The sequence below is a fragment of the Micromonospora polyrhachis genome, from assembly GCF_014203835.1.
Taxonomy (GTDB): Bacteria; Actinomycetota; Actinomycetes; order Mycobacteriales; family Micromonosporaceae; genus Micromonospora_H; species Micromonospora_H polyrhachis.
Window position 1 is genome coordinate 116,011 of the sequence record NZ_JACHJW010000001.1, and the last position, 18,931, is coordinate 134,941.

The 18,931-nt window shown below is 69.6% G+C and carries 11 protein-coding genes; 6 read left to right on the plus strand and 5 right to left on the minus strand.

The window, feature by feature from the left end; genetic code table 11:
* Positions 1–69 precede the first annotated feature (69 nt).
* The 3 genes from FHR38_RS00475 to FHR38_RS00485 all read left to right on the plus strand — a co-directional run bounded on the left by FHR38_RS00475 (position 70) and on the right by FHR38_RS00485 (position 5,798).
* Positions 70–2,466 carry a DUF8189 domain-containing protein gene (locus FHR38_RS00475; protein ID WP_184531781.1) on the plus strand — a complete coding sequence of 799 codons (2,397 nt, stop codon included), beginning with the start codon at positions 70–72 and terminating at the stop codon, positions 2,464–2,466.
* A gap of 109 nt (positions 2,467–2,575) precedes the next feature.
* Positions 2,576–4,570 (plus strand): tachylectin-related carbohydrate-binding protein, encoded by a 1,995-nt coding sequence (locus FHR38_RS00480; RefSeq protein ID WP_184531783.1) that lies wholly within the window; start codon positions 2,576–2,578, stop codon positions 4,568–4,570.
* Positions 4,571–4,787: 217 nt separating this feature from the next.
* The gene (locus FHR38_RS00485) at positions 4,788–5,798 is read left to right on the plus strand and encodes a ParB/RepB/Spo0J family partition protein (protein ID WP_184531785.1); all 1,011 of its coding nucleotides are present in this window, start codon (positions 4,788–4,790) and stop codon (positions 5,796–5,798) included.
* 77 nt (positions 5,799–5,875) lie between these two features.
* On the opposite strand, the gene FHR38_RS00490 is transcribed toward FHR38_RS00485, so the two are convergent.
* Positions 5,876–6,592, minus strand: a complete 717-nt coding sequence (locus tag FHR38_RS00490; RefSeq protein ID WP_184531787.1) for a TetR/AcrR family transcriptional regulator — start codon at positions 6,590–6,592, stop codon at positions 5,876–5,878.
* A 111-nt stretch (positions 6,593–6,703) separates the two neighbouring features.
* Between FHR38_RS00490 and FHR38_RS00495 the strand changes: the two genes are divergently transcribed.
* Positions 6,704–7,687, plus strand: coding sequence for an NAD(P)-dependent alcohol dehydrogenase (locus FHR38_RS00495; RefSeq protein WP_184531789.1), 984 nt, complete (start codon positions 6,704–6,706; stop codon positions 7,685–7,687).
* A gap of 129 nt (positions 7,688–7,816) precedes the next feature.
* Entirely contained in the window at positions 7,817–11,032 is a 3,216-nt protein-coding gene (locus tag FHR38_RS00500) for a DUF4132 domain-containing protein (RefSeq protein WP_184531791.1), read from the plus strand.
* A 30-nt stretch (positions 11,033–11,062) separates the two neighbouring features.
* Here FHR38_RS00500 and FHR38_RS00505 read toward each other — a convergent pair whose 3' ends face one another.
* The 4 genes from FHR38_RS00505 to FHR38_RS00520 are packed head-to-tail and all read right to left on the minus strand — an operon-like array spanning position 11,063 to position 17,866.
* Positions 11,063–13,072: a YehQ family protein gene (locus FHR38_RS00505; protein ID WP_184531793.1), complete on the minus strand. Its 2,010-nt coding sequence runs from the start codon at positions 13,070–13,072 to the stop codon at positions 11,063–11,065.
* Complete coding sequence (locus tag FHR38_RS00510) at positions 13,069–14,253, minus strand: VWA domain-containing protein (RefSeq protein ID WP_184531795.1); 1,185 nt, start codon at positions 14,251–14,253, stop codon at positions 13,069–13,071. The genes FHR38_RS00505 and FHR38_RS00510 overlap by 4 nt, the downstream gene beginning before the upstream one ends.
* Before the next feature lie 11 nt (positions 14,254–14,264).
* Positions 14,265–16,727 carry a DUF5682 family protein gene (locus FHR38_RS00515; protein WP_184531797.1) on the minus strand — a complete coding sequence of 821 codons (2,463 nt, stop codon included), beginning with the start codon at positions 16,725–16,727 and terminating at the stop codon, positions 14,265–14,267.
* Positions 16,727–17,866 carry an ATP-binding protein gene (locus FHR38_RS00520; protein WP_184531799.1) on the minus strand — a complete coding sequence of 380 codons (1,140 nt, stop codon included), beginning with the start codon at positions 17,864–17,866 and terminating at the stop codon, positions 16,727–16,729. Before FHR38_RS00520 ends, FHR38_RS00515 begins: the two co-directional genes overlap by 1 nt.
* 211 nt (positions 17,867–18,077) lie before the next feature.
* Here FHR38_RS00520 and FHR38_RS00525 point away from each other — a divergent pair, with 211 nt between their 5' ends.
* Complete coding sequence (locus FHR38_RS00525; protein WP_184531801.1) at positions 18,078–18,857, plus strand: thioredoxin-like domain-containing protein; 780 nt, start codon at positions 18,078–18,080, stop codon at positions 18,855–18,857.
* Positions 18,858–18,931 lie beyond the last annotated feature (74 nt).

Here is an 18,931-nt window from a genome sequence, read left to right on the forward strand (position 1 = left end):
CCGACCGGCTGCTGATCCAGGGCGACCGCCGGCACTCGACGCCAACTCGACTAGGACGAAGGAAGTGAAGTGTCTACTACCGAAGGCACGTACCGATTGTGGCCGGCTCGGCTGCTGACCGTGCTGACGCTGCTGGTGGCGGCGGTGGGTGTGGCTGTCGCCCGCCCGTCGCCGGCGGCCGCTGACGCGGCCGGGTTGGGTGGCGACTACGTACCTCTGACCAGCGGCGCTGCGTTGCTCGACACCCGTACCGGACTCGGCGGGCGCACCGGCGTCGTCGGGGCCGGTGGTGTGGTGACGTTCCCGGTGCTGGGTGTCGGCGGCGTCCCCTCCTCCGGGGTCAGCGCGGTCCTGATCCGGCTGGTGACGACGGACGGCACCGGTAACACCTACCTGCGGGCCTACCCCGACGGCACCACCCCGAACGGGGTCTCGATGCTCAACAGCTTCGTCGGCGAGCAGGTCTCCAACACTGCTGTCGTGCAGCCGGGTAGCAACGGCCGGATCGCCGTCCGCAACGACGTCGGCAACGTCCACGTCATCGCCACCGCACAGGGCTACTTCCGCTCCACCGTCGGTGGCGGTGGCGGGTTCGTCCCGGTGTCGCAGAACAAGCTGGTCGACACCCGCGACGGCACCGGAACCACCAAGGCGAAGATCCCCGCGAACGGCACCCGTACGGTGACCCTGACCGGTGGTGTGGTCCCGACCACGGCGACCGCCGTGCTGGCCAACGTGGCCGCCGTCAACGTGACCGCCCCCGGTTGGCTCGGTGCGATGCCGGCCGGCGGTGGCAGCCCGGTGAACTCGGCGCTCAACTTCGAGGAGACCGGGCACCACTCGCACCTCGTCTCGCTGCCGCTCTCCTCGACCGGCCAGGTCACGTTCACCAACCGCAGTGGTGCCGCCGTCGACCTGATCGTCGCGCCGTACGGCTACGTCACCGGTGACAGCAGCCAGGGTGCCGGCTTCCGGCATTTGACGGCGACCCGGCTCTACGACAGCGGCAGCACGATCGTCAACGGCGGTGTGGTCGACGTCCAGGTCACCGGCAAGCTCGGCATGCCGACCCGAGGTGTCGCCGGGGTGGTGCTCAACGTGACGGTCGCCGGAGCGAGCGCCACCGGCGGCATCAAGGTGTGGCCGACCGGCGGGGCCGAGCCCAACGCCGGCCAGGTGCATGTGCGCAAGCCATACACGGCAGCCGGTCTGGTGATCGTCAAACCGGGCACCAACGGCCAGATCCGGCTCAAGAACACACTGGGCGGATCCGCCCGCATCATCGTGGACATCCAGGGATACCTCACCGACCCGATCCCGTCGGTGCCGGTGCAGTCGTACGCGGCGTCGGTGGGTGTGCAGGCCGGACCGGTGGTGGGTGCGTCGCTGGGCATGGTCGAGTACGCGTACACGGACAACATCGGCCGGGTCCTGGTCGGACACCAGACCGATGTGGACAACTTCGGCTCGGTGCAGTGGACCGTGCTGTCGGGTAACGAGGCGTTCTCGGGCCGACCGTCGCTAGGGGTGCTCGGTGACGGCCGGGTGCAGGTGGCCGCCCACTACTCGGATTCGGACGTGTGGGCGCGTACGCAGACGGCGGTGGGTTCGGCGACGTGGAGTGCCTGGGCGGACTTCGGTGGTTCGATGGCCGCCGCCCCGGCGGTGACCCGACTGCCGTCCGGAACGATGGCCGCGTTCGCCGTCGACGTCGACGGCAAGCTGTGGGTCTACCAGCAGACCGGCACCATCCCCGGCTGGCGGGCGCTGACCGACCAGGACTTCGTCGGCACGCCGGTCGTCGCACAGACCCGCACCGGGGTACGGCTGTTCCTGCGCACCACCGCCGGCACGGTGACGACGGCCGAGTACGTCGACGGCACCCTCTCCACCTGGACGAACCTGGGTGGCACCGGCACCAGCGCGCCAGCGGTCGTGGTCTACCCCGGCTACCGGATGCGAATCTTCGTGCAGTCCCTCGACGGCACCATCGCCACGAAGTACCAGGACGCGGCGGGGACGTTCCCGACGGCGTGGACGTCGCTGGGCTCGTACGTGTCGGCGGGTGCCCCGGCAGCGGTGCTGGATCCGGTGTTGGGTCGTACGGCGGTGGTCACGCGTAGTCCCACCGGCCAGGTGATGCTCTCCTGGGAGACCGCGCAGGGTTCGGGTGTCTTCACCGGGTGGTCCGCCGCGATACCGGACCTGTTCGAGTCGGCGGCGACCGATCCGACGATCGTGCCGGTGACCAACAGCGCCGGACAGACGTGGTTGATCCTGTTCCGTACTCAGAACAACGCGAGTCGGATCTACGAGCGGCAACCGATGACGACGCTGGCCGCGGCGGCCGGACGGACCCTGTCGACCCCGGCTGGGCTGGCTGGAATGGCCAACCTCGACCTCGTGCCGATCGCGAACCGGGTCTTCGCCGCCCACACCCTGCCTGCCCCGCCACCCGGCGCGTGACCGGTGGGCACCGCACCTGTTCCCAGAGTTCCCAACGGGTTTCCCGGCCGTCGCCAGCAAGCGTCGATGGCGACCGGCTCCACAACGTCGGCTTAGTGGAAGGTATGTCATGAAACGGTCACAATGGCGCGGGCGGCTGGCCGCCGCCCAGGTCACGGTGGTGGCGGCAACGTTGCTGGCGACAGCGCAGGCGGCACCGGCGTACGCCGCCGACACGGTGAGCTGTGCCACGCAGACGTCGGTCTTCGCCGCGGACGCCAGCGGCAAGCTCTGGCGCTACCCGCTCAACGCGCCCGGCAGCACGGGCTCCAGTTGGTCGACCGCGAAACACATCGGGAACGGCTGGCAAACCTACGGCCGGGTCCTCGGCGGTCCGGGCGGGCGGGTCTACGGCATCAACAGCAACGGCCTGTACCGTTACCGCTGGACGAGCAGCGGCTGGGAGATGACCAACGGTAGCGCTGCTCAGCGGATCAGCACCGGCTTCACCCAGTTCGCGACCGCGAGCGCCCGAAACAAGATCACCGTCGACGAGCGGGGTGACTTCTACGCCGTCGACGCCGAGGGGCGGCTGCGGACCTACCGGTACGACGAGGCGGCCGGCGCGTGGAGCTTCTCAAGCCGTCTACTCGACACCGGCTGGGGCCGGTTCAACCTCATCGTCGCCGCCGGCCCGGGTGTGCTGTATGCCCGGGACGCCACCGACGGTCGGCTCTTCCGTTACCGGTACGACCCGGAAAGCCAGCGTTGGATCGACTACCAACTACAGCTCGGCACCGGTTGGAACGCCTTCAGCAAGGGGATCTTCTCGGCCGGTGGGGACACGCTGTTCGGTATCGAGGGCAACGGCACCCTGGCGCAGTACCGCTTCCGTGAGGACACCAACACCTGGGTGATCCTGCGGCGAACCATCGGTAGCTCCTGGCACAACTTCGGCAACGTGGCCGCCACCACCGACGCCTGCAAACTGGCCGTGTCGCACGTACCGGCTCGACCGTCGGTGCCGGTGGCCCAGAACGCGGCCACGACGGTGACGCAGGCCGCCTCGAACAGCATCGAGCTGACCCACACCGACAACATCGGCCGGCTGTTGCACGGCCGGATGAGCCCGGACAACTTCAGCTCGCTACAGATGACCGCGGTCTCCGGTAACGACGGATTCAGCGGGGTTCCGGCGCTCTCCGAGAACACCCAGAACCTGGTTCGGATCACCTCCCGGAACATCAACAGCGACGTCTGGACCCGTACCCAGTCCACCGCCGGCAGTCCCGGTTGGAGCGCCTGGACCGATCTGGGCGGCCGGATGGCCTCCGGTCCTGCGGTCGTGCGGCTGTCCAACCAGCGTGAGGTGCTGTTCGCCGTGGACGCGGGCGGTGCGCTGTGGGCCCGGTGGCAGGACCCGGTGCACGCGGACCTGCTGGCCTGGCGCAAGCTCGGTGGCAGCGGCCTGGTCGGCACCCCGGTAGCGGTGCCGCTGGCCGACGCGAGCGCGCTGGTCGTCGTCGCGGACAACACCGGCACGCTACGGGCGGCCCGGTACTCCGGCGGAGTTCTACAGGAGTGGACCAGCCTCGGCGGCAGCGGCTTGACCGGCACCCCGGCCGTGGTGGTCATGCCCGGCTACCGCCTGCGGATCTTCTCCCGCGACGCCCAGGGTCGGATCGTGGCGACGGAGCGGCGCACGGACGGCACGTTCACCGGGACCTGGGCGACGGTCGGCGGCACGGGTGTCACCCCGGCTGGTTCGCCGAGCGCGTTGCTGAGCCCGGTCACCGGCCGGATCGGGGTCTACGTGCGGGGCACCGACGGATACATCCACTACGCCGCCGAGACAGCTCAGGGCAGCGGCACCTGGGGCGACTGGATTCCCGCCCAGGACGCGTTCGAGACCTACGCCACCGACCCGACCGCGTTCAGCTTCACCAACGCCAACGGCCCGAACGTGGCCTACCTCGCCCGTACGCCCAGCGGCACACTGCGGTTGTACACCGTGCATGAACCGGCGAGTTGGGCTGCTGGGGCCGACGGGGCCCGCCGGACCGCCGACCCGGCTGAGCGCCCGGTCTTCCTTCGGCAGGAGCTGCCCGACACGATCGTCGACTGATCGAGGACCGGTACGGGTAGTCGTGGTCAGCCGGCCATGACTACCCGTACCAGCTTTGTGGGGCGTCCTGGAACAGTGATCTGTACAGACTCTGTACGTCGTTTGTGCCCAGCCCTGGCGACATCGCGATAGGTTCTGCCCCGCCCATCCGAGCCAACCGGTTCTCGGATGGCTGTAGTCCAGCGGAGGGCAGGATGACGTGTCCTGGGCGGTGGCAATGAGCGACGGCACAGTGGAGCATGCCGCGCCGGTGGAAAGCCGGCTTGAGGATGTGCTCCGGCGTATCCGTAGCGACATCACCTGGGTGGATGTCGATCTGCTACGGAAAGGACTGTCTCCCCGGCTCGACGGAATCGACACCACGCACGTTCGACACCTGGCCGGGCTACCGGAGGAGCTGCCGCCCCTGGTGGTGCACCGGGCCACAATGCGGGTGATGGACGGGCTACACCGGCTGGCCGCGGCGCGCAGTCGCGGCGAGCGACAGGTGCCGGTGGTGTACTTCGAGGGCAGCAACGACGAGGCCTTCGTCGTCGCGGTACGACTCAACGCGGTGCACGGCCGGGCGCTACGCACCAAGGATCGCGCGGCGGCGGTACGGCGCATTCTCAGCACGCACCCCCACTGCTCAGATCGCTCGATTGCCGCCATGTGCGGGGTCGCGCCACGCACGGTCGCCAGGCTACGGCAGGAGTCGGCCGACGACTGCCAGCGGCTGACCACCCGTGTCGGGCGTGACGGCCGGCGACACCCGTTGTCCGCCCAGGAGGGACGCCGCGCAGCCGAGCGGATCATGCGTGAGGAACCGGAGGTGAGCCTGCGCGAGGTGGCGCGCCGGGCCGGCGTCTCCGTCGGCACCGCGCTGGACGTACGGCGGCGGTTGCTCGCCGCAGCCCCCGAGGTAATCGGGCACCCCAGCACCGGAACGCCGCTCGCGCAACGGCAGTGGGCTACGGGGGACGCCGGCCGCACCACCGTGCCGAGGATCCGTGAACAGCTGGAATGGTTGGCCCGGGAGCCGGCGCTGCGCTACACCGATCAGGGTCGGGCGCTGCTCCGCCTGGTGTCGACCACGTTGGCCTTCCTCGACAGCCCCGGGCCGACCGCGAAGGCGGCTCCTCATCACTGCCGGCGTTCACTGCAGGCGGTGGCCCGCGCCTGCGCCAGCGGCTGGCTCGACTTCGCTGAACGACTCGACGACGAACAGGTACCGTCCCGGGCAGCTTGACCGCAGTGCCCCACGCCACCGATGGCGCTGCTGGGTGATCTCGTGCCGTGCCGGGACCGTGTCTCGTCCTGGCCGTCTCACCGGGGTCGGCGCGACGACGTCCAGCCCTGCTGTTGCAGCCGCTCGATGCCGTCCAGCAGCAGGTCCAGCGCGAACTCGAACTCGAACTGGTCGTCGCAGCCCTGCCCCACGACCGATGCGTCGTCGTGCAGCGCTGCCGTGGCGATTTCGGCGAGATGCGGAAACCGGGCCGCGGCTTCCGGCGGTAGGCCCTCCGAGGGCTCCGGCTGGGTCGTGCCGGACCGACCGGCGCGCCGGGAGACGTCGAACAGCTCCTGGCTGAAGCCCAGGATTCGGCTGCCCATCGCGTGCATCACGTGGTGGGTGAGATCTGCGGAGAACCCGCCGGCTCGAAGCGTCCCGACCATCGAGTCGAGGTAGGCCAGGACGGCCGGCGTCGCCATGTTCCGCGACTCGATCGCGAGCGGCGCCCAGGGGTGGCGTCGCAGCATCTGCCGCGCGGAGAGGATGCGCTCCCGGAGCACGTGTTTCCAGTCGGCGTGGCGTACTGGCGGATCGATCTCGTCGACGACCACGTCGATCATGCCGTCGAGTAGTTCGTCCTTGTTGGCCACATGCTTGTAGAGGGCCATCGGCACGACGCCCAGTTCCTGGGCGAGGTTGCGCATGCTGAGGGACTCGATTCCGGCCTCGTCGGCGAGCGCGACGGCGGCGTGCAGAATCCGGCCCCGGCTCAGCGGCGTCCGGCGCAGCACTTCAGCCTGCTCAGCCATCTCGGTCCTCGTCTTTCGGCAACGTTTGACACCATAACCGTATTGACAGGTGTACGGCGTACACCTAGATTGTGCCCATGAGGTGTACGCCGTACACCCGGGGAGGAAAGAATGAAAGCGATCGTCCAGGACCACTACGGTCCGCCGGAAACGCTCCGGCTCGCGGAGATCGACGTGCCGACACCTTCGGTCGACGAGGTGCTCGTACGGGTCGAGGCCGCCGCACTCAACGCGTACGACTGGCATGCCATGCGTGGCGATCCACGGATAGCGCGACTGGCCATGGGTCGCTCACGGCCCCAGGCGCGCATCCGTGGTCGTGACTTCGCCGGCCGGGTCGAGGCCGTTGGTGCCCACGTGCGACAGGTACGCCCCGGCGACGCCGTCTTCGGTGACCTCGGCGATGCCAACGGCGCATTCGCCGAGTACGTACGCGTGCCCGAGAACCTGATCGCACCGAAGCCGGCGAACCTGACACCGCAGCAGGCAGCCGCCCTGCCCCTGGCCGGTGTCACCGCACTCATGGGACTGTGCGACGTCGGGCAGGTCGAACCCGGCCAGCGTGTCCTCATCAACGGCGCCTCCGGCGGCGTCGGCACCCTGGCCGTCCAGTTGGCCAAGGTCCTCGGCACGACGGTGAGCGCGGTGTGCAGCACACGCAACGTGGACCTGGTCCGCTCCCTCGGTGCCGACCACGCCGTCGACTACACCCGCGACGACTTCAGCCACGATGCCCGCCGCTACGACCTGGTGTTCGACCTGGTCGGCAACCGCTCACTCACCGCGCTCCGGCGGGCGCTGACCCCGACCGGGACGCTGGTGCTCTCCGGTGGCGGGGTCTACCGTGGCGGCAGCCTCATCGGACCGGTCGGGCTCATCACGCGCGGGCGGCTACTGGCCCCCTTCGTGCGACACCGCATCGTCACACTCACCGCAACGCCCAGCCAACCGCACCTCGACACGCTCCGCACCCACGCCGAGGCCGGCCACCTCACCCCGGTGATCGACCGGACCTATCCGCTACACGAGGTTCCCCAAGCCATCCGATACCTCGAAGGTGAACACGCACGGGCGAAGGTGGTCATCACCATCTGACGTGCCGACCACGAACGCGGCTGGCCCACCTGACCAGTGGCTGGACCATGGCGGGCCATCTACGCGATCTGGCCGTGTCCTACCAATGGTCTAGCCTTCGGGGGCCGTTTGATCGATTAGGGAGGGTTCATGCCGAAGTTCGTGCTGCCGGACGAGGACGCCTGGGTGCTGCCCAATGTGTGGCGCAAGGTGCTGCATCCTCGCCGGGGTGGGCACCCCGCACCGGAGCGGACCATCCCCCTCGACGCGGACGTTCGGCTGCGCACCCGGCTGAGATCAGATGAGGTCTCGAGGTCCCTGGCAAGGGCATCGGAACGCGATGTGCTGTACGACCCGGCGCTGCTGGCCGAAGGGCAGCGCTACCTGCGCAGCTGGCGGGAGCTCGACGATCCCGGCGACGAGGCGAACGTGGTCGGAGCCGCGGTAGCCACCGTGCTCATCAGCAGGGACTACGAGACCCCAACATGTTCCGTTGATGTGTGGGTGTCCCGGTACGGGATCGAGTTCGCCGCCCGGGTCATCGGGGAAATGACCAGGCTCGTCGTCGACAGATCACTCTGGGCGATCGACCCCCGCCCGGAGAAGACCTATGAATCCCTGTGGCGCGGAGATGACCGGAACAGTCTCGTCCCGATGGCTCATGCGGTACGAACCCAGCTGGCCGTGGTGACCGATGCCGAATACGAGCGGGTCTGCGAGATCCTCGGCGAGTACCGCACCTCACCGGTCGGCCGGATCGTAACGTCGTACCTGGTGCCGACGCAGGTGGCGTGGGTCGACGAGGACTGCGCCGCAGCCGCGGCCTGGTCCGCTGATCCCGAGGGCGAAGGCTTCGGCCGAGACAATTATTTCTATCTGAGTGGGCTGCTATTCCTTGCGGCCAGCACGGTCCACCACCTCGAACTGCTCGACGGCAACATCAGGGACATGGCGTTCGTCATGCACCTGTTCGACCGGACGGCCGGTCCGGTGAGCACGGTCCTGGACGGGGTCGGACCGGCCGCCGCCCCGATCCTCATCAACCCGTTCTACCGCAACCTGCTGCGACTGGGAGACGACAAGTGGAAACATCGCGAGCGGCTGGGGCTTGATGGCATCCGGATGCTCTCGCTGATCCCGACCGACGAGGCGTTCCGACTGCTGTGCCGGGCAGCGCTCGCTGAGGAATCGGTACGCCCCGGCGCGCTCCTGAAATCCGGGGTGCTGTCGCGCTATCCGGTGCGGGCGCTACGGATACTCAGCGAACTCGAAGCAGCGCCGCCGGCGTACAAGCAGTGGCACGACCGTCAGGTTATGGTCAATCCCCAGGAGACGGCGCTGTACACGGATCTGCTGGGCACTCAGGTGCTGGCCGATCCGCAGCTGCTACCGGCTGCGACCACGGTGCTGCCGGCCGAGGCACGGGCCAGAGCCGAGGAGATCGTGGCCAGCGGCGGCGCGGGAATCGGCGCGGGCTGGGCAGCCCTGCTGGACCGTCACGAACAGACCCGGTACTACAACTATCTCGACAGTGCCGACGACGAGAAACGGGCGGTCGCCGCGCTGGCCGCGATCCCGACCGAGGAGGCGCTCGGCCGTCTGGTGGACCGGGTCGCGCGTAAGTACTTCCGCCCAGCGCTGCTGACCGCCACCAAACGCGACCCGCAACTCGCGCTACGCGTGCTGCTGGCGAAGTCCGCCGAAGCGGTGGACGCCGATGCCACGGTGTCGGAGTTGCTGCGCAACCACGTACTCGCCTACCCGGAGGCGGTCGCGGATGCGCTGCCGGCCCTCGACGCGGCAGCGCGGGCCCGGGTGGAGGCCATCCTCGCGAGCGCGGCGACGCCCTCGACCGGCGGCACAGTGGGCGCGACATTGCCGGTGCTCGCCGGCCCCCCGCGCAAGCCCGACGGGAAGCCGATGCGGGTTCCCGAACTGCCGGAGTGGCTGGTCATCGCGGCCCTTCCCGCCGTGCGGCTTGCAGATGGCGGCGAGGTGCTCTCCCCCGACGCGGTCCGCCAGTTGTGTGCGCTGCTCGCCGTCTCGAAGATCACCGCACCCCACCCCGGGATCGCCGAGGTACGCGCGCTCTGCGAGCCGCACAGCCTCGCCGCCTTCGCCTGGACGATCTTCGAGCAATGGCAGGCCGCGCAGTATCCGGCAAAGTCCCAGTTCGCCATGGTGGCCCTGGCCCTGATCGGTAACGACACCATCGTTCCGGCGTTGACGTCGCTCTTCCCCGCCTGGGCGACCGGCAGCAGCCTGCGCGTACGCACCGGCATGGACGTACTCGCCGCGATCGGCACCGACCTTGCCCTGACCGCTCTGCACCGGTTGTCACGCAAGGCAAAGACCAGCGGCTTCCGCCGCTTCGCCGAGCAGCGCATAAACGCTGCTGCCGAGGCTCGCGGCCTACAGCCCGCGCAACTGGCCGACCGAATCGTGCCAGACCTTGGTTTCGACACCGACGCCCGGACCACACTCGACTACGGCCCCCGCCAGTTCACCGTCGGCCTCGACGCACAACTCCAGCCCTGGATCACCGACCAGAACGGCAAACGCCTCACCCGGATGCCCCGGCCAGCGGCCACCGACGATCAGACGTTGGCGCCGGCCGCCCAGCAGCGGTTCACGGATCTGAAGAAGGAGGTAAAGACCATCGCTGCCGACCGGACCCGCGCCCTCGAAGAGGCGATGGTCACGGGCCGTCGCTGGACCGCAGAGGAGTTCCAGCGCCTGTTCGTCCAGCACCCCCTGATGTGGCAACTCACCCATCGGCTGCTCTGGGCCACCTTCGACGAGCAGGGAACCGTCGTCACCATGTTCCGCCCAGCCGAGGACCGCACCCTCGCCGACATCGACGACAAGACCGTCCCCCTCGACCCCACCGCGACCGTGGGGATCGTCCATCCCTGGCACTTCACTGATGACCGGGAGACGTGGACCACGGTGTTCGCCGACTACGCCATCACCCAACCCTTTCCCCAACTCACCCGAGAGATGATCAACCTTTCCGAGGCCGAGGCGAACGCCGAGTTGAGTTCCTTCGTCGGCATCAGCGTCGAGGGGCGGAAACTGTTCGCGTTGACCGCCCAGGGCTGGCGGCGTTACGAGAACGACTACCACAGCGCGGTGCTGCGGGACTGGCCCGGCGACCGCACCGTCGAGATCGAGTACTCGCCCGGCTTCCACTGGCAGGAACCGGACGCGGCTCAGAAACTGACCCGCGTCCGGGTCTGGACGACCAGCGTCTCGCCGGACGGGGCAGCCGGTCGTGACCAGGCCGAGGACCCGGCCAGGTTCGCCGACCTCGGCCCGATCGCCATCTCGGAGGTCGTACGGGACCTGCGCTTCCTGTCTAGCTGATCGGTCGCGTCGCACCGGTCCGGCTCGGCGTCACAGGCATTCGTCGGTGACGCCGAGCCGGATCTGCGCATCTATCCAGGACGCTGCCGCCGCCCCGCCCGGATCCGGGCCGAGAACCGCAGCCAGATCGTCGAGACACGCGCTGGCCCGGTGCAGCCCCAACTGAGCCAGGGTGGCGGCCGCAGCGGCAAGTCGACTGGCAAAGGTCGGAGGCAGCCGCCGAAGTCCATGGTGCGCGGCCTCCGCCAGCAGGGACAGCGCCACCTCGACCGCCGCTTCGAGCGGATCGGAATGCCGAATCGACTCGCCGGCGTCCAAGGTGCCGAAGCCGTCCCCTGGGGCCAGGTCGAGGACGACCAGCTTCGAGCCGACCACCACCGCCAGCGGGTCGATGACGATTTCGCCCCGCGTACGACGCAGGATGCCGCTGACGTAACGCGGCTCGCCGTGGGCTCCGCCCAGGGTCTCCGCGAGCGCGTCCAGGGCCCCCGGGCACACCGACCGGTAGCTGGCCGAGATGGTGGCGCGCGTACCGGCCGGGTCCTCGATGATCGCGTCAAGCCGTTGGTCGCCGGGGAGGTAACCGACCTTACCGACCCTGCCTATCTCCACCGCCCGGACGAACTCGGCCGCCACCCGAGGTCGGATCAGCCGGGGCGGAAGCTCCCGCATCCTCCGATACTCCTCGGCGAGGTCGCGGACCAGCAGGGCAGCGGGCAGCTCGGCCCACCTGTCGTCGTACGGGAGGATCGTCGACCTGGCCGCCCGAGCACCGCCCAGTCGCACCATCCGGCTGGCGCTGCGGACCGCCGACGCACTGACCACACTGCCGGCGGAGAGCATGCTCAGGGTGCCCCCGCCGATACGTCTGTGGCCGAGCTCGGCACCGGTCAGCGGCTGGTCGTCCGACGCCCCCCAGCCACGCCGCAGCACGAGTACGGACGCGGTGTCCGGGTGCACGAGGTAGACGTCCGCGATCCGCTCCGCTTCTGGGCCGGTGCCCTCGGTGACCCGGCAGCCGAGGCTGATCAGGCGTACCTGCCGCAGGGTCGTACTCGCCGCCTCCTGCGTACCCAGTACCCAGGCCGGGGGGTGGGACGCCCGCCCGGCCGCGGCCCGGTGCCGGGCATGTACCTCGGCGATCAACTGGGCCACGGTCTCGGGGCGGTACCGGGCGTTGCGTGAGCGGTAGCGGTCGAGCTGTTCCGCCAGTTCGTCGACGGCGAGCAGCGGCCACCGCAGACCCGCGGCGTCCAGGTCGCGCCGGACTCGGGCGATCGTCGCCGCCTGCGCCGTACCGGTGTGGACGATCCCGTCGAGCAGGATCTCCTCGGTGAGCCGCAACGCGGGGCCGAGGCCGGAACCGGCTCGCGTGCCGGCGGACCTTTCGCCGACCTCGACCAGCACCTCCTCGGCATCGGGGGCCTGCTCGTCTGCGACGCGGAAGGCCCAGACCGCCAACGGTATGAACCGGTCCCGCGCCCGGTCGGCGGCGTCGGTGTGCACGTAGCTCAGCTCACGGGGCACCAGGAACCGGACATAGCAGGCCGGGAGCTCCACCGACGGTGCCGGATCCGACCCGGTCGGCCGGCGTACCCGCGCGGTGAACCCGGTCCGCAGGGTACGACGAGCGGCATCGAAGGCTCGCGTACCAACCAGACTCCGCAGCGCCTCGTCGGTGAACTCCCCCGGTGACCACGCCGTAACCGTCGGGTCCGGGGCCGACGTCGACTCCCCCGGCCCGGCTGGTCCGCTCGTCAACGCATCGGCCTGTCGCTGATAGATCAGTACCAGGGCGACCATGTGCCGGCAGGCACCGATGGCCGCGCAGGTGCAGGTGGCGCTCTCCAGACCGGCTCCGGTGGGCAACACGACCCGGACCCCATCGGGATACGCACCGGTGACCGTGCCGTCGGCACTGACCTCCAGCGTCGGCCCTGCGGCCTCCTCCACCTCCCTGGTCGCGCGTTTCACCAGCCCCCGGTTGGTCAACGCGGTCAGCGAGTCCGGCGTCAGCGCCAGCAGGTCCGCTCGGCTCACCGTCCCACCTTCTCCGCCACGAAGGTGGCCAGCTCACCAGGGGTCATCGCACCGATGTGGGCACCGACGTCGGCGAGTTGCTGGGCCAGCCCTCGCTCGTAGGCCGGCTCCGCCTCCTCGTCCAGGGCGGCGAGCCCGAGCACCGTTGTGCCCTGCTCCACCAGGTGGCGTACGGTGCGCACCAACGCGGCAGCGTCACCGCCTTCGAAGAAGTCCGTGATCAGCGCGACGATCGTCCGGCGAGGGTTGTCGATCAGGCTCGCACCGTATCCGACTGCTCGCGCGATGTCGGTGCCCCCACCCAGTTGGACTCGCATCAGCAGCTCGACCGGGTCCTGCACCTGCTCGGTCAGGTCGACGATCGTGGTATCGAAGGTGACAAGATGGACCTTGACGCCGGGCAGCCCCCACAGGCAGGCTGCGGTCACCGCCGAATGGATCACGGATCCGGCCATCGAACCGGACTGGTCCACCAGCAGGATGACCTGCCACTGGCGCAGCCGGCGCTCGTCGCGGGCGACGAAGTACGGCGTGTGGACGTAGAGCTTCCGCTCCTCCGTCTGGTAGTTGGCCAGGTTGGCACGTACGGTGCGGCGGAGGTCGAGGTCACGGGCCAGCTTGAACCGGCTGCTCCGCCGGGACCGTGCCCCGGCGAACGACCGGCGCACCTCGGTGGCCAGCCGCTGCACCAGTTCCCTGACCACGGCGTCGACCAGTTGCCGGGCCAGTTGCAGCACGTCCGGGCTCATCAGGTATTTGGTCCGCAGGACCGCCTTGAGCAGTGTCGGGTTCGGTGCGATACGTTCGAGTACGACAGGATTGGTCACCACGTCGTGAATGTCGTACCGCTCTACGGCGTCCCGCTCCAGCCGTTCGATCGTCTCCTTCGGAAACAGCCGGGAGATCTCGTCGAGCCAGTCGACGGTGGTCATGACCGACGCGCCGCTGCCGCCCTGCCGGTCACCGGCTCTCCCCTCCTCCACGACCCGCCTCACACCGCTACCACGAATGTCCCTGCTGGTCAGCTCCTTGTCCCGGCCATAGAGCCAGCCCAGAGCGGCATCCTGGGCGGCAGCGTCCGCACTGAGCGGGTGGTCGCCGCAGCATGACTGGGCGGCCGGGCCGAGCACCAGTCGCCAGCGTTCCAGTGTCGGCTCAGGGTGGGCAGGCGGGCCCGCCATCGGGTCAAGGGTCACGCCGGTGCTCCGTTCTCCCCATCCAGCAGTCCGGCCCCATCCAGCAGCCCGGCCCCGTCCAGCAGCCCGTCGACCCGGGCCTCCAGCTCGCGGCCTCGGCGCAGCACCGCATCATCGATCTCGGCGGGCAGTAGCGACTGCCCGGGAGTCGACAGCCCCCGTCGCGCCAGGAGCTGCTGGGCGATCATCTCCTGCTCCCGGGGTGGGAAGAACCCGAACGCCTGCCGCAGCGCCGGCAGGGCGAGCAGAAAGTCGTGTTCGGTCATCGCCGCCAAGATCTCGTCCAGGACGTCGAGGACGGCCTGCTCGCCGGCGAGCACCCGCTCTCGGGCCAGCGCGAAGAGCCCGGCCAACCAGTCACCCAACAGCGCGGGGGTCGCGACCCCACGAACCGTACGGGTCACGTCGCGCCACAGTGGGTCCCGCAGCAGGTCCGGCCCGCCCAATGACCAGCAGAAGCCGAACCCGGCCCCCCGCAGGTCCGGTGATACGGCGTTGTCACGCGCGACCCGGGACATCACCGCGATGGCCGCGCTTCGGTCCAGGCCGAGCGCGACGTCGGCGTGCACGAACGCGTCCCTGGTCGCGACGATGGCCGCGAGCCGAGGCAGGTCGGCACCGACCGCCCTACCGGGTACCCCTTCCAGCAGCCACAACACCCGGGCGACCACCGCGACGATCACCGCACCGAGGGTCGGGCTGTGCGCCGTACCCAGAAGCCGGTCATGACGCCAGAGGTCGAGCACGGTGGCGATGACCCGGCCGAGCTGGCCGACGTCCGATACCGTGCCGATCGCCGTGGTGATCGCGTCCAGCACCCGGGCGGACAGTTCACCGACGCCACAGAGCGCCGTGTCGAACAGCACCGCCGCCAGCTCGTCGATCGCGCCACCGGCCTGCCCGACCCGCTCCTCGAGTACGGCCGCCGCCGCATCGATCAGCGTCGCACCGTACGCACCCGCCTCAATCAGGGCCGGCAGCCGCAGCTCGGTACCGGCGCACGTCCAGTGTTCCGTGAGCACCGGATCGACTCCGGTGCTCGGGCCCGAACGACGACCGAATCCGGGAATGGCCAGCACCCGCAACCGATGCAGGATCCGGCTGCGGTTCCGGTCCCGCTCCACGGTCAGGTCCAGGTGCACGTCACCAGGGTCGGCCAGACCGTACCGCTCCACCTCGGCGGTGGCGTCGTGGACCAGCGGTGGAGCCGGGGTGTCGGGGTGCAGCCGACCGACCCGGTCGCCGGCGAGCACCGTGACCATCTCCGTCACGACGGGATGGGTTCCCGGCATGGGCCGTCCCCGCCCGGCCCGCGACGCCCGGCCCGTCCACGGCGGTGGCACGTCCATCGGCTCGCTCACCAGGGCACTGACCAGGCCGTCGAGCAAGTCGGTCCGGGTGGGGCTGCGGTGGCCACGAAGCCGGGCCAGGCCGGTCACCATGGCCCGAGCGACGATGAGGTCAGCGGTCGACACCACCTGTCGCCGCTCGCGCAGCCGGCCCACCACCGCTGCGATGGTGTCCGCTGTCGCGCCGGCCGGACCGTCCTCCCACAGTCGCTGGTAGTACCCGGGAGATGGCATGCCGGCCTGGTAGCCGTCGAAGGAATCCATCCGCCGGAACGAGTACGGCACCAGATAGCTACCCCCGTGCGCGTCCTCCGGCAGCCCTGGCACCTCGGGCCACCCCGACCCGGGGACGTCGGCCTGCTCCGGCCCGGCGTGCGCCCGGCCTGTCCGTTCCTGCTCGGCCAGACGTTGCGCCACCAGGCGGACAAGCGCGGGGCGGTGGAACCCGCCGGTCACCACCACGACCGGCCGGTCGCCGGCCGCCGCGACCGCGGCACAGACCCAGTCGGCCAGGTACGCCTCGCGCACGGTGTCTGCCCGGCCTGCATCGGAGTCGCCGCGCACCACGTCGAAGTAGCTGGCCAGCCGCTCGCTGAGCCCGTCGAGCGGGTCGCCGGCCTCATCCGGCTCGGCGGACTCGAACAGCTGGTCCCGGAATCCGTCGACAACGTCGGCGGACTCGAACAGGTGGTCCCAGAGTGCGTCGACGTTGTCGACGGCGAACGTCTGGCAGAGCCGCTCCACGGCGTCGGCATACCGCTGTTCCGCGTCGGCGTACCGGTTGCGCCGTCCGGCCAGGGCCGGGTGCCAGGAGGGCAGGTCGATGAGACGTACGTCGGCACCGACCTCGCGCCCTGCGGTGAGCGCCACCCACTCCGGGGAGTACTCGCACAGCGGCGTCCACGCGGTGTGGACCCGGTCCCGATCCCGGTACGAGCTGAAGATCGCGATCGGCAGGTCATGGCCGAGCAGCAGCTCGTTGAGCCGGTCGTTGACATCGGCGGGGCCCTCGACCAGCACGTACGCCGGGCGCAACCGTTTGATGGTGGCGGCGACGAGACGGGCACACGCCGGACTGTGGTGACGAACTCCGATGAAGGTCGGCAGCATCAGCCGGGCAGCAGGTTCCGGGCCTCGTGGAACGCCTTCCACTGCGGGCCGTCGCGCCGGGACGCCTGCTGCTCCAGATAGCGGCGCAGCCTGGCGAGGTCCTCCGGATCGTCCTTGGCGGCGGTGCCCGCGAGGCAGGCCACGATGTCGGCTGCGCTGCCGGCGTCCCGGCGCAGGAACCAGCCGCGCAGACCGACGGCGTGCGCGACCGAAACCGCCTCAGCCGTGCTCATCACCGAGGAGAGGCGATCCATGGCGTCCCCCCGGTCGGTCCTACCGCTACGCAGTTCCCGGAAGGTGGTGACGAGCACCTCCAGCACGTCCCGACGGGGCGGGGTGCGCACTCCCGAGCGTTCCAGCAACGACCGGGCCTCGGTCTCGACCAGGTCGAGTTCGGTGGCGAAGTCCGCGATCGGGAAGACGGTCTCGAAGTTGAACCGGCGCTTGAGCGCGGCGCTCATCTCGTTGACGCCCCGGTCCCGGGTGTTCGCCGTGGCGATGACGTTGAAACCTTCACGTGCGAAGACCATCGCGTCCGGTCCGATCAGCTCCGGTACGGTCAGCACCCGGTCAGAGAGCGGTGACAGCAGACAGTCCTGTACCTCCAGCGGGCACCGGGTGATCTCCTCGAACCGGACGATCCTGCCCTCTGCCATCCCGCGCAGCAGTGGCGCCGGCACCAGCGCGCGGGTCGACGGTCCCTCGGCGACCAGCAGCGCGTAGTTCCAGGAATATCTGATCTGGTCCTCGGTGGTCGCGGCTCCCCCCTGGATGGTCAGGGTGGAGCTGCCGCAGACCGCCGCCGCCAGCAGCTCCGACAACAGTGACTTGGCGGTGCCCGGCTCTCCCACGAGCATCAGGCCCCGACTGGTCGCCAACGTGACCAGCGCCCGGTCGATGAGTGACGGGTCACCGACGAACTTCCTGGTGACACCGAGCTTGTCATCCCCCACCACGAACCGACGGGCCGCGTCGAGGCTCAGCGCCCAGCCGGGTGGCCGCTCGTGCCGGTCACTGTCCCGCAGCCGCGCGAGCTGGTCGGCGTACCGGATCTCCGGTGGTGGTCGTTGGATGACCTCGGTGTCCACGTCCTCGTCTCCCGCTGCGCCGTCGTCCCGCCCACATCGCCATACCTGCATGTGGGACCGCCGGAATGTTCATCGGTGCCGCACCGCACCGCACCAAGGCATGAACCCTGCGCGGCACCGGATCACGTTCCTTTCTGAAATGATCTCATTTGGTGATCGCGAGGCGAGCCCACCACCACCCGAACGGCGTACGTAGTCACGGAGTTCGCGCGGTCCTCGATAGGATCAGGGCCCCGATCCTGGCCCGGAGGCGACAACAGACATGGGCAACCCGGAACAGCCACCGCAGCAGTACCTGGCCCCGCCACCGGGATCACCACCGGTACCGCCCCAGATGTCCGGACCGCTACCGCCACAGCCCGGCTATGGAAACCCGCCGGGGTACGGGGCGCTACAACCCGGGTACGGCCAGCCGCCCGGGTACGGTCAACCTGGCTATCCGCAGCCCGGACCGGTGACGCCACCTCCACCGGCCAGACGAACCGGGCTGATCATCGGGATCGTGGCCGGAATCGTCGTACTGGTGCTGCTCGTCGCCTGTGGGGTGGGCGGCTTCATCTGGTACCAACAGGGCAAGGACGAGGGCACCCTGGCCGGGGTGATCGACTATCGCAAAACGAACCCGGGGGCGTTGGCGCAGGACCACGTGGAAGTGCCCTCCACGTATCCGATGACTCCACCGGCCGGCGGCCCACACTTCTCCATGTGGCAGAACTGCAACGGCGACGTCTACTCGGCCCCCATTGTCGACGGTAACGCGGTGCACAGTCTCGAACACGGAGCAGTGTGGATCACCTACCTGCCGAGCCTTCCGGCGGCCGACGTGGAGCGGCTCGCCAAGCGGGTACGCGGGCAGTCGTACCTGATGCTCAGTCCCTACCCGGGACAGGAGTCGCCGATCTCACTGCAAGCCTGGGGCTACCAGCTCCGGGTCAACGACGTCGGTGACGCGGCGATCGACGAGTTCATCCGGACCTACCGGGAGACCGCGTCAATGGAACCCGGAGCAACCTGCGGCGGCGGGGTCACCACGACGCAATGATCCACCACCGGATGGCGGAACCTGCTCGTACCGCCGCTCTGGCGGCGTTGGCCGACCTGTGGAGTCAGGGATGC